Here is a 21,728-nt window from a genome sequence, read left to right as displayed (position 1 = left end):
AGGGATTCCATTGCAGCGGGCGAAGAGTACAGGCCTCCCCGCAGGCAAGGGAAGACTTCGAGGGGACATGTCATCCGGTCGAGTGAACGCCCGTCTTGTGGCTGAGGGTTCACGAGTAGCGTCGATCGTGTCATCGAGAACGCTGGCACCCATCGACACTGGCGAGACCGGAGCGAAAATGGCAATTCAGCAAGGCGCAGCAACGAACTGGATCAAGTCGTCGTATTCCGCCGGAAATGGCGCGTGCGTGGAGGTCAAGTCCCCCTCCGTTCAGGCCATTTCCGTACGGGATTCCAAGGTCACCGCGGGGCCCCGTATCGATTTCGCCCCCGGATCATGGACTGCGTTCGTCACGGACGTGAGCCGGGGCGCCTTCGACCTCGGCTGATGCCGGGCCTCCTTTCACCAGCGCATCGGACAGGACCCTCTCGACTGGATCGCCGTCCCAGCCGAGGGGGCTCCTCCCGAACGAGCGCATCCCTGCCGAGCATGCCGCCACCGAGCGCACCGCTGCCGAGTACAGCAGTGGTGGGCTACCGCAGCTGATCCACATAGCGGTCGGTGCCCGGCACGGTAGGTACGAAAGGCGCGACCAGCTCCACCCGCCCGAGGCCGCGCTCGACCAGGTCCCCGTCGAGCGCGGCGAAGTGCGACTGCCAGACCTCCCGCGGGTCGGCCTCAAGGAACCACAGCAGGGTGAGCCGGGTATCGACCCCCTCCACCTGCTTGACGTACGTCATCCGGTCGCCCGGCAACGGTGTCGGCCGGAAGACCGTCACCATCGCTGCGGGCCCGCCGGACAGCCGCTCCGGCAGGTGTGAGGTCCGCAGCCACTCCAGCAACTCGGCGCGCTGCGCGGGCCTTTCGGCGTCGATCACCTCAAGGACCAGCCCGGCGTACGGATGGTCGAGCGCGTGGAAGTCCCGCGGCCCGGTGTCCCCGTCCCGGTAGACCGTCGCCTCGTGGTCCTGGAACGACGTGAAGACATGCGTACGTTCCTGATGGACCCGGCCGTCGCGGTTCAGCCGCTTGTTGATGCCGACGGTCCACTTCATGTGCTCGTCGTAGCGGCCCTCGGTCACCCAGTACGTCGAGAGGTAGCAGCCGGCCGTCACCGGCTGGGCGACCGCCGACTTCTCCGGGTAGCGCAGCTCCTGGAGTTCCCGGGTGGCGACCCAGCGGCGGCCCGCCTGCATCCACGGCATCGCCATGGCGCCCGCGTAGAAGTGATCGTCCTCGTACCAGCGGTTGTACGCGTACTCGTGGCCCGGGTGCGGCTCCACCATGGTGATCAGCGCGTGGCCGGGGCGCACCCCGTACGGCCCGACCGACGCCAGTTCGGCGTACGTCCCGCTGCGGGTGTCCTCTTTCCCGGCCTTCTCGGCTCCCCCGGCCTTCTCGGCTTCCCCGGCCTTCCCGGCACCTGCTGACTGGCTCATCCGATCCGCCATCCTTCCGCTTCCTCCGTCTTCCTTCCTCCACCGGACCGCCCTACTCTGACGCTCCGTCAGACAAACTGCCAGAGTCCGGAGGGCCCGACCATGGAAACCGACCCCCTGGAAACCCGCGCTACCGGACAGCCCGGCGAACAGCCCGGCGAACAGCCCGGCGGATCGCCTTCCGGTTCGCTCGCCGGGAAGACCGTCGTCGTGTCGGGCGTGGGCGCCGGGCTCGGTCATCAGGTGGCCGCGGCCGTCGTACGGGACGGGGGCAACGCCGTGCTCGGCGCCCGCACCGAGGCGAACCTCGTGAAGTGCGCCGCCGAGATCGACCCGTCGGGCGCGCGCACCGCCCTGCTGGCCACGGACATCGGCGACGAGGCACAGTGCGACGCACTGGCCGCGCTGGCGGTCGAGCGGTTCGGAGGGATCGACGCGGTCGTCCATGTCGCCGCCTGGGACAGCTACTTCGGTGGAATCCAGGACGCCGACTTCAGCACCTGGCAGGGCGTCATCGACGTCAATCTGCTCGGCACGCTGCGGATGACGCGGGCCTGCCTGCCGGGCCTCAAGGCGCGGGGCGGGGCGGTCGTCATCGTGGGGACGCAGTCGGCCGTCGCCGCCCCGTCAGAGGTGCACCAGGCCGCGTACGCCGCGTCGAAGGGGGCGCTCACCTCGGCGATGTACTCGATGGCGCGCGAGCTGGGGCCGTACCGGATCCGGGTCAACACCGTGCTGCCCGGCTGGATGTGGGGCCCGCCGGTGCAGGCGTTCGTCCAGTTCACCGCGCACACCGAGCAGATCCCGGAGGCAGACGTCCTGGCGCGGCTCACCGACCGGATGGCACTGCCCGAACTCGCCACGGACGGAGACGTGGCGGAGGCCGCGATCTTCCTGGCCTCCGACCGCTCGCGAGCGATCACCGGCCAGTCGCTGCTGGTCAACGCCGGTGAACTGATGCGCTGAACGGATGCGCTGAACCGATGTACTGAACAGGAACGTCGACACCTCCTCTTCTCGACCGCACGGGACCCGCATCCCGTGCGGTCTTTCCGTTCGGCCGCCGAGACCGCTTCGTACCGGCCTCTCCGTACCGACCTCTTCCTTCCGGCTTCTGCCCTTTGGCCTCTGCCTTCCGGCTGTGTCTGGCGAAGTGCCCGCTCATGGTGTGGCCCCCGTCACTCCGAGAGCAACCGGTCCAGAGGTCAAGAGCGAGTAAATTCGTTCTACTTGCTGATCCGTGTTCATGCTTGTGACCATTGAAACCCTTGACCCGCCCTTGGCGCAGAGGGTTCAATCCGTGAAGTCCCCGGTCCCGCACGGGGACTTGGCCCGCACGACGTACTGGCGAAGCGTTTCCCGTTCATCGAGGTTCATCGAGATGAACTCAGTACAGGCGGACCCCTGGAGGGGGCACATGAACAGTCTCGACTGGACCGTGCTCATCGGTTACTTCGGCGTGATGATCGCGATCGGCGTCTGGTCCCACAAACGTGTGGACGACGTCAGCGACTTCTTCACCGCCGGCGGCAGAATGCCCTGGTGGCTGTCGGGTATCTCGCACCACATGTCCGGCTACAGCGCGGTGATGTTCACCGGGTACGCCGGAATCTCCTACCAGTACGGCCTCACCTCCATGGTGACCTGGTCGCTGCCGATCGCCATCGGCATCGGGATCGGCGCGAAGCTCTTCGCCCCCCGGCTCAACCGGCTCCGCTCACGTCTGCACGTGGCATCGCCGCTGGAGTACCTGAAGGACCGCTACAACATCCAGACCCAGCAGGCGCTCGCCTGGTCCGGTCTGCTGCTGAAGATCGTGGACGTCGGCGCCAAGTGGGCGGCCATCGCCACCCTGTTGGCCGTGTTCACCGGCATCACCATCACCCAGGGCATCCTGATCACCGGCGTGATCACGGCCGTCTACTGCACGGTCGGCGGCCTGTGGGCCGACGCGCTCACGGAGCTGGGGCAGTTCATCATCCAGCTGATCGCCGGTGTCGCGATGCTGGTCGCCACCATGGGCAAGCTGGGCGGCTTCAGCGCGATCTGGACCGTCTGGGACAAGTTGCCCAGCGGCCACACCGACCCGACGGCCGGGCCGTACACGGTGACTTTCCTGCTGGCGTACCTCTTCATCAAGACCTTCGAGTACAACGGCGGCATGTGGAACCAGGCCCAGCGCTACATGGCCACCGACTCCGCACGCTCCGCGACCCGTTCGGCCACGCTCTCCTCCCTGCTGTGGCTGGTGTGGCCCGTGGTCCTCTTCTTCCCCATGTGGTGTGCCCCGCTGCTGGTGCACGCGCAGAAGCCGGACGCGTCCGACTCGTACGCCCTGATGACCGAGTCGCTGCTGCCGCACGGGCTGCTGGGCCTGGTCGTCGTCGGCTTCTTCTCGCACACGATGGCCATGTGCTCCTCCGACGCCAACGCCATCTCGGCCGTCTTCACCCGGGACATCGCCCCGGCCGTCTCCCGGGCGGCCCGCGAGTGGAGCAGCCGCACCGGTCTGCTGGCCGCGCGGGTCTCGACGCTCGGCTTCCTGGCCCTGTCGATGGCGCTGGCGACGCAGATCAACTCGCCGACGTTCAAGGACATCATCTCGGTGGTCATCAAGTGGGTCGCCGGTCTGATGGGCCCGATCGCGATCCCGTTCATGCTCGGCCTGCTGCGCAGCTTCCGGAAGTCCGGGCCGACGGCGGCGCTGGTCAGCTGGGCGGCCGGGCTGCTCGCGTTCTACTTCACCAACTACCACCTGGACGGCTCGGTCAACACCGGTGTCGCGCTGGAGTGGCAGGTCTCGCTGCCGCTGGCGATCTCGCTGGTGCTCTACGTCCTCATCGGCTTCGTGAAGCCGGAGGACACCCCGGAACGCGACGCGATCATCGCGAAGGTGAACGCGGACGGCGACGGTCCGGACGGGGCCGGGGCGGCTGTGCCGGCGCAGGCCGGGGCGCGGGACGGGAAAGTGACGGGGCGCGAAGGCGCGGACGGCTGACGGCTGACGGCTGACGGCTGACGGCTGACGGCAGTTGGCTGACGGCAGTTGGCCTTACGGACCCGGTGGGGCCCGCCTCTGACAGCCCGAGCGGCTTCAGGGGCGGGCCCCACCCGTACGTGCTCCACCCGTACGTGCTCCACCGGTACAAGCCCCATCCGTACGTGCCCACCCGTACTCACGTGCCCGGTCACCCCCGTGGGTACCGCGCCAGCCACCCCGGTGTGGTGAGTGCGGGCCCGTGCAGTGCCGGACCCTGGGTCATCTCCATGGCGAAGTCGTCGGCGAGTTCGAGCACGGTGGCCCGGCCCTCCAGCTCCGACAGCCAGGCGGGCGGCAGCGCGGTCTCGCCGTGCAGGGCGCCCAGCAGGCTGCCACAGATCGCGCCGGTCGCCTGCGAGGGACCGCTGTGGTTCACCGCGAGCCGCAGCCCGTGCCGTACGTCCTCGCCGACCAGCGCGCAGTACACCCCGATCGCGAGCGCGTCCTCGGCCAGCGAGCCGTCGCCGAGCTTCTCGACCCGCTCCGGGTTCGGCATGCCCTGGCGTACGGTGCCGAGCGCGTGCTGCAGGGCGTCCGTGACCGGCTGGTGCCCCGGGCGCGGAGTCAGCTGCCCGAGCGCCTGCTGCACGGCCGCGTCGAGGCTGTCCCCGCGCGCCAGCCCGTGCACGATCACGGCGAACGCCCCGGCGCTGAGACACCCGGTCGGATGGCCGTGGGTCTGCGCGGCGCACTCGACGGCCAGTTGGAAGACGAGCCCCGGCTCCCACCCGACGAGCAGCCCGAAGGGCGCGGACCGGCTGACGGCAGAGGCGTCCCGGGCCTCGGGGTTCTTGGGCTTCTCCAGGGTCCCCATCACCTCGTCGCCGAACCCGTTCAGACAGGCCCGCGCCGGGTCCCTGCGCTGGTACAGCCACTCCTCGCAGCCGAGCCAGCCGTTGTCCGCACGGCGCTCGTCGGGCCCCCAGTCGCGCTGGGTGGCGGCCCACCGCAGATGCGCGCGGTGCACATCGGTGGGCGGGTGCCAGGCGCCCGTGTCGCGGCGCACCTGGGCCCGGATCAGCCCGTCCACGGTGAACAGGGAGAGCTGGGTGACGGCGGTCACCGCACCACGTCGGCCGTGTACGGGAGTGAGGTCGGTGAGGGCGCCGGCGCCGTGGGCCTCCCGTATCGCTGCCAGGCTGAGCCCGGCGACACCGGCGCCGAGCGCGTCACCGAGAGCACCGCCGAGCAAACAGCCGCGAACACGACTGCGGAAGTCCTGCTGCTCCGCACGGCCCCAGAGGGCAGCGGTCCCTGTGCTCACCCGGCCCCTCCCCGTCGGTCCGTCCGTGTGCGACTGCGCAGCACTGTAATCGAACCGGAACGGTCGGTTGAAGGTGCGATCCGGGTACGCGTAGGAATGTGATTCAGCGTCCTGCTGGTCGTTTTTGACCGGCAGAGGACGGTCCCACGATGTACGACATCCAGGGACCACGAAGGCTCCTCCATAGTGGCGTCATGACAACCACGACCATCCAGGTTCCGGAAGAGACCCGCGATCATCTTGCCCAACTCGCCGAGGAACGGGGCCTGGGCCTGGGCCGACTCGTCGCGCAGATCGCCGCGCGGCAGCCCGGCGCCGCCCAGATCGCCGAGCGTGTTGCGACCACCCGGCAAGTGCTGCGGGACCGCATGGGCTGCACTCTGACCGACGAGGAATGCGAGCAGGGCCCGAACGTACTGGCCCATGTGTACGCCCTGGCCGCCGGGAAGATGCACTCGGAATGGACCCGAGGAGCGTAAATCACCGTCTCCGCTTCCCTGCCCCGTCCGTCCATCTCATCCGTCCGTCCACTGAAGGAGCGCCCGTGGAAGACCAGACACCGCACGAACCGGCGAGCGCTGAGGTACAGGCCCGGGTCCAGGCCAGTTTCGAACGTCAGGGGCTGATGGCCCATCTCGGCGCGCGCCTGGCGCACATCGGGCTCGGCCGCGTGCACATCGTGCTCCCGAATCGGCCGGAACTGACCCAGCAGCACGGCTACTTCCACGCGGGCGCCACCAGCGCCGTCGCCGACAGCGCGGGCGGCTACGCCGCGTTCACCCTGTTCCCCGAGGACACCTCGGTGCTCACGGTGGAGTACAAGATCAACCTCCTGGCACCCGCCGAGAGCGATCACATCGAGGCGGTCGGTACGGTCCTGAAGCCCGGACGGACGCTGACCGTCTGCCAGTTGGAAGCGTTCGGGGTCGAGGGCGACCGGCGGACGCTCGTGGCGACCGGTCAGCAGACACTGATCTGCGTGAAGGGCCGATCCGAACAGTGACCGGCGCGGCCGGCGCCGCAGTCGACGCCGGACGCCGGACGCCTCAGGCACCGTCCGTGGTGAACGGCCCCCGGGGCCCGAAGACCAGCGCGCCGAACCGTTCGCCGATGCGGTGGTGGGTGGCCGCGTCCGGGTGGAGCTGGTCGGGCAGCGGCAGTTCGGCGAAGTCGGCCTCGCCGTACAGCTCGCGGCCGTCGAGGTAGTACAGGTGCGGGTCGTCCGTCGCCCGCTGCTTCACGATGCGGCTCAGCTCGTCCCGGACGACGTTGAGCGTCAGCTTCCCGGCCGCCCGCTCGGCGGGGTCGCCCGCGGCCATGAACTGGAGCCTCCCCTCGCTGAGGTTGCTGAAGTCCGGTGCGCTGGGGCCCGGGGTGTCCTCGTGGATGGGGCACAGGACGGGCGAGACGACCAGGAGCGGCGTGGTCGGGTGCCCCTCGCGGATCGTGTCGAGGAAGCCGTGCACCGCCGGGCCGAAGGCGCGAAGGCGCATCAGGTCGGCGTTGACGATGTTGATGCCGATCTTGACGCTGATCAGGTCCGCGGGGGTATCGCGCAGCGCACGGGCGGTGAACGGGTCGAGCAGCGCGCTGCCGCCCAGGCCCAGGTTGATCAGTTCCACGCCACCGCGCGAGGCGGCGAGCGCGGGCCAGATGGTGGTCGGGCTGGCGGCGTCCGAGCCGTGGCTGATCGAACTCCCGTGGTGCAGCCACACCTTGCGTCCCCGGTCCGTCGCGGGCTCGACGGGGGCGTCGGTGCGCAGCGCGACGAGTTCGGTGATCTCGTTGTACGGCAGCCAGATCTCGACGTCCTTGACGCCCTCGGGCAGCCCCGGGAACCGTACGGTGCCGACCGGCCCCGGACGGTTCTCCACGGACCCGGTGGTCATGTCCACCAGCCGTACGTTCCCGCCGTTCACACCGGCCTGCCCGGCGAGGCGGCCGTCGACGAGCAGGTCGTACACCCCGTCGGGCCGGGGCGGGGCGCCCACGTAGGCCATCTTCGTACGGAGGGTGTCCAGCTCGACGGCAGTGGCACGGGTACGGAACACCAGCCGTACGCCGGAGGGCTGGGCCTCCGCCATGGCCAACTGCCCGTCGGCGCACTGCGCACGGGCCCGCGCGGGCAGCCGGTGCGGCAGGAGCCCGTGCTCGGTGCGCTCCAGGTCCAGGGCGCCGCGCAGCAGGTCCTCGGTGACGGGCGTCGTGATCCAGTTCTGCTCTGTGTCCGTGGTGTCCATGGTGTCCGTGGTGTCCGTGGTGTCCGTCGGGTCCGTGGTCATCTCAGGTCTTCTCCTCTTCTCCACCTGGTGGTCAATGAGTCGTGAGGGGCGAGAGGCGAGGTCGGCCCGGGTCGGGGCTCGCGCCGTCCGTAACAGCCCCGGTCAGGGCGCGGGCCAGTTCCGCAGCAGGGCGTCGAGGGCGTCGATGATCCGCGACCACGTCTCCTGCGAGTCGGGGGCGCTGTGGCTGAAGCCGCCCCCCAGCTCCAGGCTGATGTAGCCGTGGAAAGTGCCGCCGAGGAGCCGGACCGCGTGCGTCTCGTCCGGCTCCGTCAGGTCGTAACCACGCAGGATGGCCCGCGTCATCTGCGCGTGCCGGACGCCCGCGCTGGCGGCTGCCGTCTCCGGGTCGAGCCTCATCCGGGTCGCGGCGTAACGGCCGGGGTGCTCCTGCGCGTAGTCGCGGTAGACGTTCCCGAGGGCGGCCAGGGCGTCCTTCCCAGCCCGGCCCGCCATGGCGGCGGCGCCCCGGTCGGCCAGCTCCTCCAGGGCGAAGAGGGCGATGCCCGTCTTGAGGTCCTGCGAGTTCTTCACGTGCGAGTAGAGACTCGCGACCTTGACGTCGAACCGCCTGGCCAGCTCCGAGACGGTCACCTGCTCGAAGCCGACCTCGTCGGCCAGTTCCGCTCCCGCCTGGATCAGGCGTTCCCTGGTCAGTCCTACACGTGCCATATCCTGCCTCCCGTTCACCAGAAGCCAGTATGCATTTACCTAACACCTTTAGGCAAATAGCTCAGGCGCGTCGGTCACCGTCATCACTCCCCCTCGACTCCGCAGTGCGCCGCACCCGCCCCGTCGTCACCGATGCGGGCACCCCGGCTGCACGCGACACGGAGCACATCCCCCAGCGACTCGGCGGCCCGGGTGAGCGCGAACCGCACGGCGCGCTCACCCGCCGCCCGATCGGCAAGCACGGCGAGCGACCCCTCCAACACCAGCTCGGCGGAGTCGATTTGCCGCTCCTCCAGGTCGTCGGCCAGCCGGGACAGCATGCTGCGGGGGTTGTCGCTGCTGAGGTAGCAGGGCTTGCCTTCCGGGGTGGTCCACGGGAGCAGACGGAGCAGGGAATCAGACATGTCGGTGCCTCACGGGAGTGGGGGTGGACGGGTCGAGATCACACTGACGAGCGGCGATTACCGTTCGTGTCCCGATGATTACGGCTTGCCCCTACGCTCGGAAAGAGACGCGCGATTGCCTTCGCGCACGGCAACGGGAGGGACGCGATGGCCGACGAAGTCACCGCTGTGGAACAGGGATCGGGGCGCGCGGCGCTCGGGAGGACCCTGCGGTATCTGCGAGAGAAAGCCGGGAAATCACTGAGCCAGCTGGCCAGTGAGACGCGGTACGACAAGAGCTATCTGTACCGGCTGGAGGTGAGCCAGCGGCTGTCGAAGCTCGCGGTGATGGAGGACCTGGATCGGCACTACGAGACCGGGGGGTTGCTGGTGCAGCTATGGAAGGTGGCTCGGCGGGAGGTGTTCAAGAACAAGTACAAGGAGTTCATGAACCTGGAGCAGGCTGCTCGGATCATGCACATCTTCACGCTGGGGATTCCGGGGCTGCTACAGACCGAAGAGGTAGCTCGTGCGCTGTTGTCCGGTGATCAGGAAACAGAGAGCGAAGCGGAGCAAGTCGAGGAGCAGGTCATAGCGCGCCTGGGCCGACAGCAACTACTTCACCGCAACCCCGCTCCTTCCGTCCGGATCATCATGGACGAATACGCTCTCCGTCGCCCCGTATCCGACCACAAGGCGTGGGAGGCCCAACTCGAACACCTAGTCACGATGGCCGAGTTGCCCATGGTCACGCTTCAGATCCTGCCCCTCTCGGCAGGGGCCCATCACCTGATGGACGGCTCGCTGACCTTGCTGTGGGAGGAGGACGGGAGCGCTGTTGCCTACACGGAAGGCAATCGATGCGCTGAGCTGATGGAAGATCCGGCCTCCGTCACACGTGCCCGTCTGTCCTACGATCGGCTGCGAGATCTGGCGCTGCCCCCGTCGGACTCCATTGCCTTCATCAGGGGCGTCCTGAAGGAGCACAGAGAATGAATCGCACGCCCGACCTCTCCAACGCCTCCTGGCGCAAATCCAGTTACAGCGACGGCGGAGCGAACAACTGCGTCGAGATCGCGGACAACTACCCCGGCCTCACCCCCGTACGCGACAGCAAGACGGCCGCCACCGGCCCCGCACTCATCTTCCCGGCTGCCGCATGGACGGCCTTCGTCCAGGACCTACAACGGAAGGACGCACCGTGATCGACCTATCCACTGCAACCTGGCGCAAGTCGACCTACAGCGACGGCGGCGACACGAACTGCGTCGAGGTAGCCGACAACTTCCCCAGCCTCATCCCCGTACGCGACAGCAAGGCACCCACTGGCCCCGCGCTCGTCTTCCCTGACACCGCCTGGACCACTTTCATCCAGAACGTACGACGGACGGACACACCGTAACTGGCGACGCCGAGGCCGCCGAACCTGAAAGATTCCAAGGTTCCAGACAGAGTCGTCCAGTGAGCCTTTCCCACCCTCAGACTGGAAAGGGCTCACTGGTTTCGGCTGAGCATCTGAGAGTACGCAGCAGATCAGCAAGCATGCGAGCATATGAATCCCAGTGGCCGATATTAGGAGTAGTGAACGTCAAAGCGAGAAGACTTGCAGTTTCGAGAGAATTCAAGCTGGACACTGGCACGAACGCTTTGAATTGCAGAAGCGGAATTTCCTCTGCGTATCCACTCAGCGAGTACTCGTTAGGGATCTCGATACTCTGCCGTCGATCTACAGAAATCGCAGCAGGCCCCATCGGGATTTCAAGAACCTTGGTTCCACAGTCAGGTGCCCCATGATCTGCGATTGCCTTGGATATCCCTTGAGCGACTACCAGCGGGTCGGCATCATCAAGAGGGCTAGATGTCAAAACCAACGTTCCACTGGACACTTCTTGACCGATCAAACCGAAGCAGGATGCCGCGTAAAAGGCTCCCTGCTGCTCAAGAAGCCACGTGCTCTGCATGTATGCGAGGGTTAGTTCGTCGACGGACCGAGAGAATCTCGTTGAGGCAGCGGCGCCCACCTGGCGGATAACTTCTTCCCTCACCTCCTCCGGACTCAAGCCGATCCGGATCTCCGTGAAGTCCTCCGGGAGCGCGAAATCCACACGAACAGGTCCATTCACTGTGAATTCCTCCAATCGCCGCCGAGGCGGCCTGGAGCAGAATTCTGCTCGCCATCCACAACTGATCCTGGCGGCAGAAAGCGAGGCTGCCCGGACGCATCGACCACCCGCTGGAACCCGATCCCCTTGAGGAGGCGGGCAGCAGAAAGATAATTCCGCTCATGCAGCAACGCATACCCGATGGCGATAGCAGTCAGCACTACGCCCGCAGTAATAGTATGCAAACGGAATGCCGAGGAGTGCGCGAAGATCCCATTCCCCATGGAAATCACTGCCATGATGAGAAATGTGAGCACCACACTTCTGACTCGCTGATGGGAAAATCCCGTGGCGGTAATCCAAGCATCTTCCTGCGCCTGGCTGTTGCGGGAGACGGGGATTGGAGCAGCTTGCATCAGGTACTGCCATTCCATTCGCGCGGTACGCCCCTCGACCACTTGGACACCTGACAGACCGTAACCACGACTTCTTGCAAGACCTGCCAGGGCCCGCATGTTGTCCATGTCGTACCGAAATAGATCTACGACCACCTGCGGACCGCCGTTGAATTGCCGTTCGAAGCGTCCGGCGTCAAAGTTCAGCCCCGCTTGCGTGAGCAGAGCCTCGTCTTGTTGCCTCCTACGCCGAAGCAGCGGGACTGTCACGCCCAGAAGCCCACCGAGTACGGCGAACGCGACCAGCCATCCGACCATGGAGGACGGATTGCCCACGCGTACGACCGCGCCGCACAGGAAGAAGACCGTGAGGGCCACAACGAAAGACCCGGCCGCCAGGGCCTTCTCGGTCCCGAGAACGTCTGCACCCAACTCAGCCCGTATGAGCCTCAATTGCTCCTGCGTCGCGCCCTGTGCGGTGTAGCCCGGCGGCCATCCCGGGGGCGCCCAGCTGGCCCAACCAGCCTGCCCGTACGACCAGGCCACCGGAGCTGGCGCCCCGGGGACGAAGGTCGGGAACCGCATCCATGAGGCGATACGCATTGCCTGCTCACTCTCGTCGCGCACGCAATGCACAATGTAGGGATTCGCCTTTCCTCCGCCCTGATACAGGTGCGAGTACTTGTAGCCGTACAACCGGGCCAGCCAGACGTACTGCTCTGGGAGATCGCCTCTCTTGCAGGAAACAGCGACTTTCTCCCGCCCATCCAACTGCGCGATGACGCTGTACGGATCCATGAGGTTCTACTTTCCGTCCTTCGCAACGGCACGATCTTCTCCGCTGCCAGAGTTCCAGACGTTTTCAAAGCCGACAAGAAGTATGTTTCCCGTGCCGGCCTCCAACGCCTGTCGGCTGTTGTGGATCTTGAAGTTGTCGAGAATCGAATGATCCTGAAATGCACCCAAGGTGCCGTCGATCACGGAAGCCCCTCCTGCGCGCTCTCCAAAACGGGTGAACGCAGTCACCATCCTCGGCGCTTTAGCGGCTGCCGCAACGTTGGGTGAGGCGAACAGCGATAGCGCTCCAAGGCCGTCATCGACGAGAGCACGGGTCGAAACATCGGCTCCAGCCAGCTTTGCCGTGACGTGGAGCCCCAACGCGCCAAGGGCGGTCACACCTGAAGCTATGTCAACACCTCCCGCAGCTACCTCCAAGGGTGGGAAGAAGATCCCGGCAATGTGAAGGCCAATGCCCACCACGGCCAGCACCGTGCTGACGAAGCCGAGCATGTCACCAAGGCCAGCGATGGCGTTGGCGTGTTCCTTGATCCATTGGACGGCCTCTGCCACAACGCCGTCGATGGCGTTGAGCACAAGGTCGTCCAGTTGCTCCAGCGCCTTGCTGATCGACTTGATGGCATCACCGAGCTTGTGCAGCGCGCCCGGCTCGTTGGGTGCGATATCCATCGCCTTGTCCAGGCGCCGTGCAACCGACTGGCCTTCCAGGATGTAGTCACTGGCAAGCTTGCGCGCCTGTGCGCGGATCACTTCCAGTTCGGCTTCTGCGGTACTGGAAGCCAGTTCGGCGGATGAACGGTCCGTCTCGACCCGCTCACGCTTGAGCGCTTCGGCGTCATCCTTCGGTAGGTCGAAGGATGCGTGTTTAGGCGGGAGTTCGGCCAGCCTGTGCCTCATCACCTCGTGTTTATCGCGCGCGTCCTGGGCTCGGCTCTCCAGGCCAGCGGCCTTGCTCTGCCACTCCGGCATACTTTCGGACCAGTCCCGCAGGGCGGCGGCTGCCTTCCGGAACGACTTCTTCGCCGTATCGATCTTGGGGCGGAAGTTGTCGTCGAACTGCTCACGAAATGCTTCGGCATGCTTCCCCTGCCAGTCGCCGTCTCCTGTGCCGTGAAGAACGTTGGAGATCCCGTCCAAAGCCTTGGCAGTCCGGGTGACGATGGCGGTGATGTGCTTCGCCTCCGGGGCGTCCCCGGGGCAGGGTACAAACCCGAGGGCCGGGAACCGCACCAGCAAAGGGGAGTTGTAGGTGGGATCAGAGATCGGCCCCGGGGTACTGGTCACTGGCAGCCTGCCCCGGACTCCGCAAGCGCCTTCGCCACCCTTTCGTCGAGCCCGTCAAAGGCTTCCTCGATCTTGTCCAACGCCTTAACAGCAGCACTGGAGAATTTACTGATCTGCTTGATCCCGTACGACCACTCGTGTCCGAAGTCGCTCATCCGCAGTGCCAGCTCGGCGACGCCCATGGATACCCCGTCGACCGTTTCCATCTCCCGGCCAGGCCGCTCCATAATGTCGGATATATGCCTGAGATTGCCACGGACACGGTGGAGAACATCGGCATCTACGCGTATATCACTCATCGTTTCCCCCGTTACTGACTTACCGGTTGATGGCTCGGGCCTCTTAACCTCGGGCTTTCGCGAGTGAGCCTGTCCGGGTCTTGATCAAATAAGCGGAGAGTGCTTCTGACCTGCAACGGTGGGACTTGTCTAGGGTCCTGTTGGCTGCACGGAAAGAAGCACTCTCCAGGTGAGTAAGCGTATCGGGTTGTACCCGCGTGTCCGTGTCGAGGGCGGTGGCAGCGGGACGGTCTCGCAGGCCGGCGCGGTGCTGTTGGTCGAGACGGTCCGCAAGTTGGGTCTGGACACCGCGATAGCGACGGCGTTGGAGCCGTGGCGCAAACCGCGGACGGTGCATGATCCAGGCAAGATCCTTCTGGATGTCGCGCTCGGAGTCGCTCTGGGCGGGGACTGCCTCGCCGATGTCGCCATGCTGCGGGCCGAGCCCGACGTGTTCGGACCAGTGGCATCCGACCCGACGGTTTCACGGCTCATTGACGCCCTTGCCGCTGCCGGACCGAAGTCGCTCACCGCGATCCGGTCGGCTCGGGCGGAAGTACGCTCGCATGTCTGGGAACTGGCCGGGGCGAACGGTCCGGCCGCCGACGGCCAGGTGATCGTGGACATCGACGGCGTGCTCGTCCTTGCGCACTCCGAGAAGCAGGACGCCACCGCGACCTGGAAGAAGACCTTCGGTCATCATCCGCTCGTCGCGTTCGTCGACCACGGCCAGAGCGGGTCCGGGGAACCGGTGGCCGCGCTGCTGAGGCCCGGCAACGCCGGGTCCAACACCGCGAGCGATCACATCGAGACCACCCGCCTCGCCGTGGCTCAACTTCCCAAGTACCTGCGGCGGGGACGGCAGACGCTGATCCGCACCGACTCCGCCGGCGGGACCCATGCCTTCCTGGACTGGCTCTCCAAGCCGGGCCGGTGGCTGTCGTATTCCGTCGGCATGACCATCACTGACGCCATCCACCAGGCCGTGCTGAAGATCCCGAAGAAGGCATGGACGCCGGCCTACGACGCCGACGGCACCGAGCGGCCCGGCGCCTGGGTCGCAGAGATCACCGACATGCCCGACCTGACCACCTGGCCGAAAGGGATGCGGCTGATCGTCCGCAAAGAACGCCCGCACCCCGGAGCCCAGTTGCGCTTCACCGACCTCGACGGACTCCGGCTCACCTGCTTCGCGACGAACACCAAGGGCGGCCAGCTCGCCGACCTGGAACTACGTCATCGACGGCGGGGCCGCTGCGAGGACCGGATCCGAAACGCCCGCGACACCGGCCTGCGCAACCTGCCGCTGCACGACACCGCACAGAACCAGATCTGGCTGGAGATCGTCTCCCTCGCACTCGACCTCCTCGCCTGGATGCCGATGCTCGCCCTGACCAGCAAAACCCGCCGCTGGGAACCCAAGCGGCTCCGCCTTCGGCTGTTCTCCGCTGCTGCCCAGCTGGTCACCACCGGCCGCCGCCGCTGGCTCCGCTTCACCGCCCGATGGCCCTGGACGGATGTAATCACCCGCGCGATCCAGCGACTCGCAGCCCTGCCGAACCCCGGCTGACCAACCACTTCAACCATCCCGACGAACCAGCAACATCCCGGAGCAGTGGAACCCAGCGCCCACCCGACGCGACAGCCGGGCCGCCAACCTGCCCCAGCCCACGAAATTCCGCACCTCGCAAGCACAGAGTCCCCATCAGCGAACCGACGAGGACCCATGAACGATCGAGGTTAAAACACCGCCGCCGCACGTCACGGCCAATCCACCGTCGGACAGAGGCTGTTCTGCGGCGACTCCCCCCGCGAGGTCAATGTAACTCAGATGAATCGACGCTGTCGGTGGAGTGACGACCTCAACAGAGCGAACTCCACGCGAGTAGGTAGAAAGCTCGCATATCAACCTCACTGAACCGTTCCGATCCTCGGTACACCGTCGTGCGGATACACCAGCATTTCCGCGGAGTTCGCCCATCGGGCGCAGATGAGGAACCGGAAGTCAATGTGCCTGCTATCCGGTCACTGCATTGTTTGCGGGAAAGGGATGTACGAGTGTCGATGTGAACGGGCCTCCGACCGGTGCGGTCACAGCCTCCACGAAAGTGCGGTTCTTCTCGGGGAGTTCACATCGGGCCAGCCCTGAGATGGCAGAAATCATGGCAGTCGAGGTGCCAGGCGCCCCGGTGATGTTCCGCCGATCCGGCCGCACACCGCCCCTGCTGAACGCGTTGCTATCCCTGGCTCCCGCGGATTTCCGACTGGCTGATGCGATGTCATCTGGACGCTCGGCGCGCGTGACCACTGAGCCCTCGGGCACCGCCGCCAGGTTGCCCACCTCTGTTGTGCACAGACGCAGTTGGCACAGACGAACCGCCTGGGGCACTCGCGTCGCTGCTGGCGTTCGCCGTTTTCGAGAGTCAGAAGTACGGCCTGCCAACCACGGCCGCGGCGCTGGTGTTCTTCGTGATGCCCGACCTGGCGCGGCTCGTCGGCATCCACCCGCCCGGCTTGCTCCACCAGGCCGTGAACCGTGGGTGGATCCCACTCGTGGTGCTGGTCGGCTACTCCCTTGGGCCAATCGTGTGGCCACCGCTCTTCACGGTCGGCCTCGGCTGGCTCACCCGCATCGCCTGCGATCGAACGCTCGGGCGCGGGCTCGCCTCCGCCTGACCGAACTTCCAGGTGGTTCTTGGGCGTGGCACCGTCTGCCAGAAGCTTCACCGCTTCGCAGGCCGTCCCACTTGTGGCCACTACGGCCAGGTTGCAGAGAGATTCGACGTCACTCAGATGTATCGACGCTTTCGGTTCGCGGGCCGGGCGATACGGTCAGACGGCTACCCCCGGGCGCAGGCGAGGCAACTTGAGGACGGCATGCCACCAGCCGCGGTCAAGATCCGCCGGGTCACGGGTCTGTCCCAGGGGACGGCAACCGCCACCGGATGCCGAGAGATGGCAGGAACCGCCGTTCCGGCGGGCCCCTGCACGGTGCGCCCGGTGTGGGTGCGCATCGTGCCCGACCGCACGTGTAACAGGAGTGTCTTAGGGCGTGGTTGGGCGGAACGGCTGACCGGGTCGGGTGGGTCCTGGTGTTCAGAAACGTTCGCTCGTACCGACACGTACCGAGCGGCCGGCACTGCCAACCGACACTGAGGAAGAAACGATGCGCGTTCACAAGCTCACCATCGCCGCCCTGGCCGTTGCCGCCGGTCTCTCGCTCACGGCCTGCCAGAGCGACAACGCCGCCGCCACCGGAAAGAGCGACCAGTCGTCCACGTCCACCGATGCTGCCGCGTCCACCTCGGGCAGCGGTTCGGACTCGGGCAGTTCGGATCAGGGCGGCGGGAAGGGTACGGCCGCCGGAACGAGCTCCACCAGCGGGAAGGGCACGGCTACCGAGACCAGCGCCAACGGGAAGGGCACGGCCGCTGGTACGGGCTCCCACGCGAGCGGCAGCGGCATCGGCAAGTGCCTCACCTCCGACCTGAAGATCTCGGCGACGGACAACACCATCGACGGCGACCCCGACGCCACCGTCGTGGTGGCGCTCACGAACGCCAGCGGCCACGACTGCCGGATCTCCGGATACGCGGGCGTCGACCTGAAGACCAACGCGGGGACCATTTCCGCGAAGCGCACGGGCCAGGAGACCATCTCGACCGTCCTCAAGAACGGGAAGGAGATCGACTTCCCGATCAACTACCCGTTCAACAAGACGGGCGGCACCGGTGTCCGCATCACGGGTCTCGTCGTGACCCCGCCGGACGAGACGCACTCGGTCGCCCTCAACTGGCCGGGCGAGGCCTCGCTGCCCGCCACGGACGGCTCCGGTGAGCCGGTGAAGATCGGCCCGATCGGAAGCGCCGGTCAGGGCGGCGAGTGATCCGCCCGCACGGGTCAGCAGGCCTGGCCAGGCGTGGTCCACTCGGCGACCACTGCCGACAGTTCGTCCGGGGAGGCCGACCCGGTGGCCACGGCGGTGTAGCCGTCGGGCCGGATCAGGGCGGCCTCCAGCTCCGACCAGGCGCCGGGGCGCGGGCGTGCGGACCGTACGTCCACGCGGGGCGAACCGAGCCCGGCGAAGCGCTGCTCCGGTGTGAAGTCCGCCAGTACGAAACGGTCCTGCCGCAGTGCGTGCAGCAGCGTGCCGCCGGTCAGCGTCAGGTCGGGGGCCCTGGTGCCGGTCAGCGGGTGGGCGCCCGCCGGGGCCGGGTAGGCCAGGTCCAGTCCCGAGAGCCAGCCGGCCAGCTCTCGCGCGGTGTCGCCGCCCCGCGCGATCAGATCGCTGAAGAGCGTCCGCAGGGCCTCGACCCCGGGCGTGAAGGTGTTCATCAGGACGCCCTGGGCAAGGGTGTTGGCGGCCAGCCGGGCCGCTATTGGCTGGCGTTCGTGGGTGTAGTCGAAGGGGCCGTCGACCAGGTGGGCCGGGGCCCAGCCGTGGTGCTCGGCGGCCAGTTTCCAGCAGAGGTTGGCAGCGTCCTGCATCCCGACGTTCATCCCCTGGCCGCCCGCGGGCAGATGGATGTGTGCGGCGTCCCCGGCAAGGAGGACCCGCCCGGACCGGTACCGGTCGGCGTGCCGGGTGCTGTCCGTCGCCCATGAGCTCCAGAAGACGTCCCGTATCCCGCAGTCGGTCCCGGTGATCCGCCGCACCTTCGCCCGCAGCTCGGGCAGCGTCAGCGGTTCGGCCCGCACCTTGCGTACCTCGTCGGGCGCCAGGCCGGTGTCCACGGCCTCGGTGCCGAAGATCCGGTACTGCCCGTCGGGCAGCGGCACGATGCTCAGGCTGCCGGTGTCCCGGTGCCAGCGGTGCTGCGGCGCAGCGGGCGGATCCGCGAGTTCCACGTCGGCCGTGAAGCCCGCAGTCGTCGGCGGGCTGCCCGGGAAGTCGATTCCGGCGAGGCCGCGCAGCAGACTGTGCCCACCGTCCGCGGCCACCAGATAGCGGGCCTCGTACGCCGCGTCCCCGACCCTGACCCGTACGGCCGACGCGTCCTGCTCGAACCCGGTGACGGCCTGGCCGTAGTGCACCGGGACCGCGCGCTCGCGCAGGAGGTCGGCGAGGATCCGCTCGGTGCGTGCCTGCGGGATCATCAGCACGAAGGGATACGGAGTGTCGAGCGCCGAGTAGTCCAGCATCTCGGGCAGCACCGCGAAATGGGCGCGGGGTGTCGGCCGGCCCTGTTCCACCAGGACCTCGGACAGCCGCTGTCCCCCGGCTTCGAGCGTGGAGAGCGCCTCCAGCGTGCGGGGATGCATGGTGATGGCCTTGGAGTGCGCGCTGGGCCCGGCGTTGCGCTCGAAGACCTGCACGCTCAGCCCGGCGGCGTCCAGCAGTGCGGCGGTCAGCAGGCCGACCGGGCCCGCCCCGGCGACGACGACGTCCGCGTTCATCGGGCTGTTCCTCGCGGGCGCGGTGGCGACGGGGGCAGGGATCCGGCGTTCTTCCGAGCTGTTCGCATCGGCTTCTCCCCTAACCTGTGAACGTTAAGATAATGAACCCTATGCCGGGTGATTCGGCGGGCGGAAGACCTCTTCCGGCCACTGCCGTTCGGTCAACTCACCCTGTACATATGGGCTTTCCGGCACTCGCCCGGCAAGACGAGCTGCAACAGAGGAAGCGCTGCATCACATGACCCAGAAATCCGGCACCGAGGGCGCGGGGGGCACCGGGGGCGCGGGCGGTATCGAGGGTGCCAAAGGCGTCAAGGATGCCGACGGTATCGAGGGCGCCGGTGGCACCGACGGTATCGACCGCCTGATTTCCACCCTCGCGCCGACGCACGACCCCGCACTGCTGGAGGCCAAGGCGCTCGCCTACCGGCTGCGCCGGGTCGCCCACCGCCTGGAGACGGAACTCAAGCGCGAACTGGCTCCGCACGGAATCGAGTTGTGGGAACTGGAACTCCTGGCATGCCTGCTCCGGGCGCCGCAGCGACAACTGACCGCCGGAGCCCTGGCCACCGAAATGCAGCTGACCTCGGGAGCCGTCAGCAACCGGGTGGGAAGGCTGGAGGCCAAGGGCTGGCTGGTACGCGATTTCGCACCGCACGACCGCCGCTCGGTCACGGTCACCCTCACTGCGGAGGGGGCCGCCCGCGCCGAGGAAGTGTTCGCCACCAAGACCGAGACCGAACTGCGGCTGCTCTCAGCGCTGTCCGCGGAGCGCCAGCACCGCCTGAACAACGACCTCCGTACCGTGCTGCTCGCCCTGAAGGACGGCGAGGACGACTGAACCGCGGCCGGTGGGGCGCACCCGTGGCGGAGGGTCCGGCGGCAACGGTCGACCAGATCTCCGGCCTGATCGGGGCCGATTGGGGCCGATCGGGACTGATCGGGGCTGATCGGGACGGGAGTTGCTCTCACTCCGGGTGCCGCGGCTCCCGGAACATCGGCGACTGATTCCCCCCGACATCGCGTCCCTGTTCGGCGGCTTGCCTGCGGGCTCGATAGGCCGCGGCTTTTACGCGATTGCCGCAAGCCTCCATGCCGCACCACGTGCGACGTGCACCACGGGAGCGGTCGAGATAGAGGCGAGTACAGCCCGAGCGACCGCACTCCTTCAAGCACGCGTGGCGGTCGGCGAGCACGGCGATCCCGCTGCGTGCGACGTGGGCCAGCGCGGAGCGGAGATCCCCTGACAGATGCAAGCCTGCATCGCTGAGTTCGACCGTGGGTTCCGGCCCGACGGCTGCGTCATTGACGATCTCCAGGGCGGTCGGCGCGAAGCGACGATCCCGCATGCGATCGAGCGCCAGTTGGTGGATCGCCTCGCGGAGCTGCAGCGCGGCTGTGAAGGTCGCGGCATCGGCGGTCACCTGGTCGGGGAGTTCGTCGCATTCGAGGACCCACTGCTCGAGATCGGCGGGGGCGACCAGGAGGTCGACGGGCTTGTCCCGACGGGACCCCACGGTGCCCACCAGGTCCAGAGCTGGGTTGCCACTCACGAATGCGAATCTCACGTCACCATCTTGACCGGTGACGCGAGGTCGAGCAACACTCGTCACCGGTTGAACCAGTGACGCAACCATCGGGAGGAGGCCGGATGGCCGAGGTGTGCGACGTCGAAGTCGTCGTCTTCGACGTCCTCGGAACGATGGTCGACGAGCAAGGCGGACTTCGAGCAGCCATTCGCGAGGCGGTGCCCGCGTCCGACGATGCGTCTGTCGACCACCTGCTCACCGTGTGGCAAGAGCATGTCGAGCACGAGCAGCAACGCATCGGCGAAGACAGCCGGGCATACGCCAACACCGAGATCATCGACCGTGAGGCAGCTCAACGCGTGGCCGCCCGCGCCGGACTCACCGATCCGACGGTCATCGAGCGACTGGCGACCGCAGGGCAGCGCCTGAGTCCCTGGGACGACTCCCATTCCGGACTCACGCGCCTCGCGCGGCGATTTCCCGTACTGGGGCTCTCCAACGCCAGTCGCGCAACCCTGCTCCGCCTCAACGCGTACGCCGGGCTGCGCTGGCACCAAGCTCTCTCCGCCGAAGACGCCCAGGCCTACAAGCCCGCGCCGGACGTCTACCGGCTCGCGGTCGACGCGGCAGGATGCCCGCCGGAGCGCGTATTGATGGTCGCCGCCCACGCCTGGGACCTTCGCGGAGCTCAGACGGTCGGAATGCGAACCGCATACGTTCGGAGACCGGTCGGGGATCCTCCGAAGAGGACCGACACCTTCAGCTGGCGGTCGAACAGCCTGGATGAGTTGGCCGCCACGCTGACGGCGGCGTAGAAGTGTGCTGATCCCGCGCCGGCCAAGCTGTTCACGGCGGACTGCTGGAC

General features: G+C 67.2%; 24 protein-coding genes. 13 read left to right on the top strand and 11 right to left on the bottom strand.

Annotated elements, in window-relative coordinates; genetic code table 11:
- Window positions 1-178: 178 nt before the first annotated feature.
- Window positions 179-388, top strand: coding sequence for a DUF397 domain-containing protein (locus tag NBY69_RS14700; RefSeq protein WP_250301322.1), 210 nt, complete (start codon window positions 179-181; stop codon window positions 386-388).
- Between the two features lie 145 nt (window positions 389-533).
- On the opposite strand, the gene NBY69_RS14695 is transcribed toward NBY69_RS14700, so the two are convergent.
- Entirely contained in the window at window positions 534-1,439 is a 906-nt protein-coding gene (locus NBY69_RS14695; protein WP_250301321.1) for a hypothetical protein, read from the bottom strand.
- Window positions 1,440-1,541: 102 nt separating this feature from the next.
- Between NBY69_RS14695 and NBY69_RS14690 the strand changes: the two genes are divergently transcribed.
- Both NBY69_RS14690 and NBY69_RS14685 read left to right on the top strand, forming a co-directional pair.
- On the top strand, window positions 1,542-2,405 hold the full coding sequence (locus NBY69_RS14690; protein ID WP_250301320.1) for an SDR family oxidoreductase: 864 nt from the start codon (window positions 1,542-1,544) through the stop codon (window positions 2,403-2,405).
- A 451-nt stretch (window positions 2,406-2,856) separates the two neighbouring features.
- A complete protein-coding gene (locus tag NBY69_RS14685) occupies window positions 2,857-4,437 on the top strand; it encodes a sodium:solute symporter family protein (RefSeq protein WP_250301319.1) in 1,581 nt (526 codons plus the stop codon).
- Between the two features lie 190 nt (window positions 4,438-4,627).
- On the opposite strand, the gene NBY69_RS14680 is transcribed toward NBY69_RS14685, so the two are convergent.
- The gene (locus NBY69_RS14680; protein ID WP_250301318.1) at window positions 4,628-5,743 is read right to left on the bottom strand and encodes an ADP-ribosylglycohydrolase family protein; all 1,116 of its coding nucleotides are present in this window, start codon (window positions 5,741-5,743) and stop codon (window positions 4,628-4,630) included.
- Window positions 5,744-5,937: 194 nt separating this feature from the next.
- Here NBY69_RS14680 and NBY69_RS14675 point away from each other — a divergent pair, with 194 nt between their 5' ends.
- Together NBY69_RS14675 and NBY69_RS14670 are read left to right on the top strand one after the other, a co-directional pair.
- A complete protein-coding gene (locus tag NBY69_RS14675; RefSeq protein WP_250301317.1) occupies window positions 5,938-6,222 on the top strand; it encodes a hypothetical protein in 285 nt (94 codons plus the stop codon).
- A 65-nt stretch (window positions 6,223-6,287) separates the two neighbouring features.
- Window positions 6,288-6,746: a PaaI family thioesterase gene (locus NBY69_RS14670; RefSeq protein WP_250301316.1), complete on the top strand. Its 459-nt coding sequence runs from the start codon at window positions 6,288-6,290 to the stop codon at window positions 6,744-6,746.
- Between the two features lie 43 nt (window positions 6,747-6,789).
- Here the strand turns inward: NBY69_RS14670 and NBY69_RS14665 are convergent, their stop codons facing one another.
- The 3 genes from NBY69_RS14665 to NBY69_RS14655 form a co-directional block, all read right to left on the bottom strand.
- Entirely contained in the window at window positions 6,790-7,983 is a 1,194-nt protein-coding gene (locus NBY69_RS14665) for a GDSL-type esterase/lipase family protein (RefSeq protein WP_250301362.1), read from the bottom strand.
- 144 nt (window positions 7,984-8,127) lie between these two features.
- Window positions 8,128-8,697: a TetR/AcrR family transcriptional regulator gene (locus NBY69_RS14660; protein ID WP_250301315.1), complete on the bottom strand. Its 570-nt coding sequence runs from the start codon at window positions 8,695-8,697 to the stop codon at window positions 8,128-8,130.
- A gap of 83 nt (window positions 8,698-8,780) precedes the next feature.
- Entirely contained in the window at window positions 8,781-9,101 is a 321-nt protein-coding gene (locus NBY69_RS14655) for a hypothetical protein (protein ID WP_250301314.1), read from the bottom strand.
- Window positions 9,102-9,248: 147 nt separating this feature from the next.
- On the opposite strand from NBY69_RS14655, the gene NBY69_RS14650 reads away from it, so the two are divergent.
- The 3 genes from NBY69_RS14650 to NBY69_RS14640 are packed head-to-tail and all read left to right on the top strand — an operon-like array spanning window position 9,249 to window position 10,482.
- Window positions 9,249-10,076, top strand: a complete 828-nt coding sequence (locus NBY69_RS14650) for a helix-turn-helix transcriptional regulator (protein WP_250301313.1) — start codon at window positions 9,249-9,251, stop codon at window positions 10,074-10,076.
- The gene (locus NBY69_RS14645) at window positions 10,073-10,285 is read left to right on the top strand and encodes a DUF397 domain-containing protein (protein ID WP_250301312.1); all 213 of its coding nucleotides are present in this window, start codon (window positions 10,073-10,075) and stop codon (window positions 10,283-10,285) included. Before NBY69_RS14650 ends, NBY69_RS14645 begins: the two co-directional genes overlap by 4 nt.
- The gene (locus NBY69_RS14640) at window positions 10,240-10,482 is read left to right on the top strand and encodes a DUF397 domain-containing protein (protein ID WP_250301311.1); all 243 of its coding nucleotides are present in this window, start codon (window positions 10,240-10,242) and stop codon (window positions 10,480-10,482) included. The genes NBY69_RS14645 and NBY69_RS14640 overlap by 46 nt, the downstream gene beginning before the upstream one ends.
- A 76-nt stretch (window positions 10,483-10,558) precedes the next feature.
- Here the strand turns inward: NBY69_RS14640 and NBY69_RS14635 are convergent, their stop codons facing one another.
- The 4 genes from NBY69_RS14635 to NBY69_RS14620 are packed head-to-tail and all read right to left on the bottom strand — an operon-like array spanning window position 10,559 to window position 13,958.
- Complete coding sequence (locus NBY69_RS14635; protein WP_250301310.1) at window positions 10,559-11,185, bottom strand: hypothetical protein; 627 nt, start codon at window positions 11,183-11,185, stop codon at window positions 10,559-10,561.
- A gap of 14 nt (window positions 11,186-11,199) precedes the next feature.
- Complete coding sequence (locus tag NBY69_RS14630; RefSeq protein WP_250301309.1) at window positions 11,200-12,375, bottom strand: hypothetical protein; 1,176 nt, start codon at window positions 12,373-12,375, stop codon at window positions 11,200-11,202.
- Window positions 12,376-12,381: 6 nt separating this feature from the next.
- Window positions 12,382-13,659 carry a hypothetical protein gene (locus tag NBY69_RS14625; RefSeq protein ID WP_250301308.1) on the bottom strand — a complete coding sequence of 426 codons (1,278 nt, stop codon included), beginning with the start codon at window positions 13,657-13,659 and terminating at the stop codon, window positions 12,382-12,384.
- The gene (locus tag NBY69_RS14620) at window positions 13,656-13,958 is read right to left on the bottom strand and encodes a hypothetical protein (RefSeq protein WP_250301307.1); all 303 of its coding nucleotides are present in this window, start codon (window positions 13,956-13,958) and stop codon (window positions 13,656-13,658) included. Before NBY69_RS14620 ends, NBY69_RS14625 begins: the two co-directional genes overlap by 4 nt.
- A 169-nt stretch (window positions 13,959-14,127) precedes the next feature.
- Here NBY69_RS14620 and NBY69_RS14615 point away from each other — a divergent pair, with 169 nt between their 5' ends.
- From NBY69_RS14615 to NBY69_RS14605, 3 genes are all read left to right on the top strand, one after another.
- Window positions 14,128-15,507, top strand: coding sequence for an IS1380 family transposase (locus NBY69_RS14615; protein ID WP_250301306.1), 1,380 nt, complete (start codon window positions 14,128-14,130; stop codon window positions 15,505-15,507).
- Window positions 15,508-16,283: 776 nt separating this feature from the next.
- The gene (locus tag NBY69_RS14610) at window positions 16,284-16,613 is read left to right on the top strand and encodes a hypothetical protein (RefSeq protein ID WP_250301305.1); all 330 of its coding nucleotides are present in this window, start codon (window positions 16,284-16,286) and stop codon (window positions 16,611-16,613) included.
- Between the two features lie 490 nt (window positions 16,614-17,103).
- Window positions 17,104-17,823, top strand: coding sequence for a DUF4232 domain-containing protein (locus tag NBY69_RS14605; protein ID WP_250301304.1), 720 nt, complete (start codon window positions 17,104-17,106; stop codon window positions 17,821-17,823).
- Between the two features lie 14 nt (window positions 17,824-17,837).
- Here the strand turns inward: NBY69_RS14605 and NBY69_RS14600 are convergent, their stop codons facing one another.
- Window positions 17,838-19,334 carry an FAD-dependent monooxygenase gene (locus NBY69_RS14600; protein ID WP_250301303.1) on the bottom strand — a complete coding sequence of 499 codons (1,497 nt, stop codon included), beginning with the start codon at window positions 19,332-19,334 and terminating at the stop codon, window positions 17,838-17,840.
- Window positions 19,335-19,572: 238 nt separating this feature from the next.
- Between NBY69_RS14600 and NBY69_RS14595 the strand changes: the two genes are divergently transcribed.
- On the top strand, window positions 19,573-20,175 hold the full coding sequence (locus NBY69_RS14595; protein ID WP_250301302.1) for a MarR family winged helix-turn-helix transcriptional regulator: 603 nt from the start codon (window positions 19,573-19,575) through the stop codon (window positions 20,173-20,175).
- 127 nt (window positions 20,176-20,302) lie between these two features.
- On the opposite strand, the gene NBY69_RS14590 is transcribed toward NBY69_RS14595, so the two are convergent.
- Complete coding sequence (locus NBY69_RS14590) at window positions 20,303-20,887, bottom strand: ABATE domain-containing protein (RefSeq protein WP_250301301.1); 585 nt, start codon at window positions 20,885-20,887, stop codon at window positions 20,303-20,305.
- Window positions 20,888-20,985: 98 nt separating this feature from the next.
- On the opposite strand from NBY69_RS14590, the gene NBY69_RS14585 reads away from it, so the two are divergent.
- Complete coding sequence (locus tag NBY69_RS14585) at window positions 20,986-21,678, top strand: haloacid dehalogenase type II (protein WP_250301300.1); 693 nt, start codon at window positions 20,986-20,988, stop codon at window positions 21,676-21,678.
- Window positions 21,679-21,728: the final 50 nt, after the last annotated feature.

Source organism: Streptomyces sp. A 4/2 (genome assembly GCF_940670765.1).
In the GTDB taxonomy this organism is placed as follows: domain Bacteria; phylum Actinomycetota; class Actinomycetes; order Streptomycetales; family Streptomycetaceae; genus Streptomyces.
Note: the sequence above shows the minus strand (reverse complement) of the source record. Positions and strands in the feature narration are given on the sequence as shown.

Coding starts and splice junctions, on each gene's coding strand:
- NBY69_RS14700 (WP_250301322.1), top strand. CDS start 179: ATGGCAATTCAGCAAGGCGCAGCAACGAACTGGATCAAGTCGTCGTAT.
- NBY69_RS14695 (WP_250301321.1), bottom strand. CDS start 1,439: ATGAGCCAGTCAGCAGGTGCCGGGAAGGCCGGGGAAGCCGAGAAGGCC.
- NBY69_RS14690 (WP_250301320.1), top strand. CDS start 1,542: ATGGAAACCGACCCCCTGGAAACCCGCGCTACCGGACAGCCCGGCGAA.
- NBY69_RS14685 (WP_250301319.1), top strand. CDS start 2,857: ATGAACAGTCTCGACTGGACCGTGCTCATCGGTTACTTCGGCGTGATG.
- NBY69_RS14675 (WP_250301317.1), top strand. CDS start 5,938: ATGACAACCACGACCATCCAGGTTCCGGAAGAGACCCGCGATCATCTT.
- NBY69_RS14665 (WP_250301362.1), bottom strand. CDS start 7,983: ATGGACACCACGGACACAGAGCAGAACTGGATCACGACGCCCGTCACC.
- NBY69_RS14660 (WP_250301315.1), bottom strand. CDS start 8,697: ATGGCACGTGTAGGACTGACCAGGGAACGCCTGATCCAGGCGGGAGCG.
- NBY69_RS14655 (WP_250301314.1), bottom strand. CDS start 9,101: ATGTCTGATTCCCTGCTCCGTCTGCTCCCGTGGACCACCCCGGAAGGC.
- NBY69_RS14650 (WP_250301313.1), top strand. CDS start 9,249: ATGGCCGACGAAGTCACCGCTGTGGAACAGGGATCGGGGCGCGCGGCG.
- NBY69_RS14645 (WP_250301312.1), top strand. CDS start 10,073: ATGAATCGCACGCCCGACCTCTCCAACGCCTCCTGGCGCAAATCCAGT.
- NBY69_RS14640 (WP_250301311.1), top strand. CDS start 10,240: ATGGACGGCCTTCGTCCAGGACCTACAACGGAAGGACGCACCGTGATC.
- NBY69_RS14630 (WP_250301309.1), bottom strand. CDS start 12,375: ATGGATCCGTACAGCGTCATCGCGCAGTTGGATGGGCGGGAGAAAGTC.
- NBY69_RS14620 (WP_250301307.1), bottom strand. CDS start 13,958: ATGAGTGATATACGCGTAGATGCCGATGTTCTCCACCGTGTCCGTGGC.
- NBY69_RS14605 (WP_250301304.1), top strand. CDS start 17,104: ATGCGCGTTCACAAGCTCACCATCGCCGCCCTGGCCGTTGCCGCCGGT.
- NBY69_RS14600 (WP_250301303.1), bottom strand. CDS start 19,334: ATGAACGCGGACGTCGTCGTCGCCGGGGCGGGCCCGGTCGGCCTGCTG.
- NBY69_RS14595 (WP_250301302.1), top strand. CDS start 19,573: ATGACCCAGAAATCCGGCACCGAGGGCGCGGGGGGCACCGGGGGCGCG.
- NBY69_RS14585 (WP_250301300.1), top strand. CDS start 20,986: ATGGCCGAGGTGTGCGACGTCGAAGTCGTCGTCTTCGACGTCCTCGGA.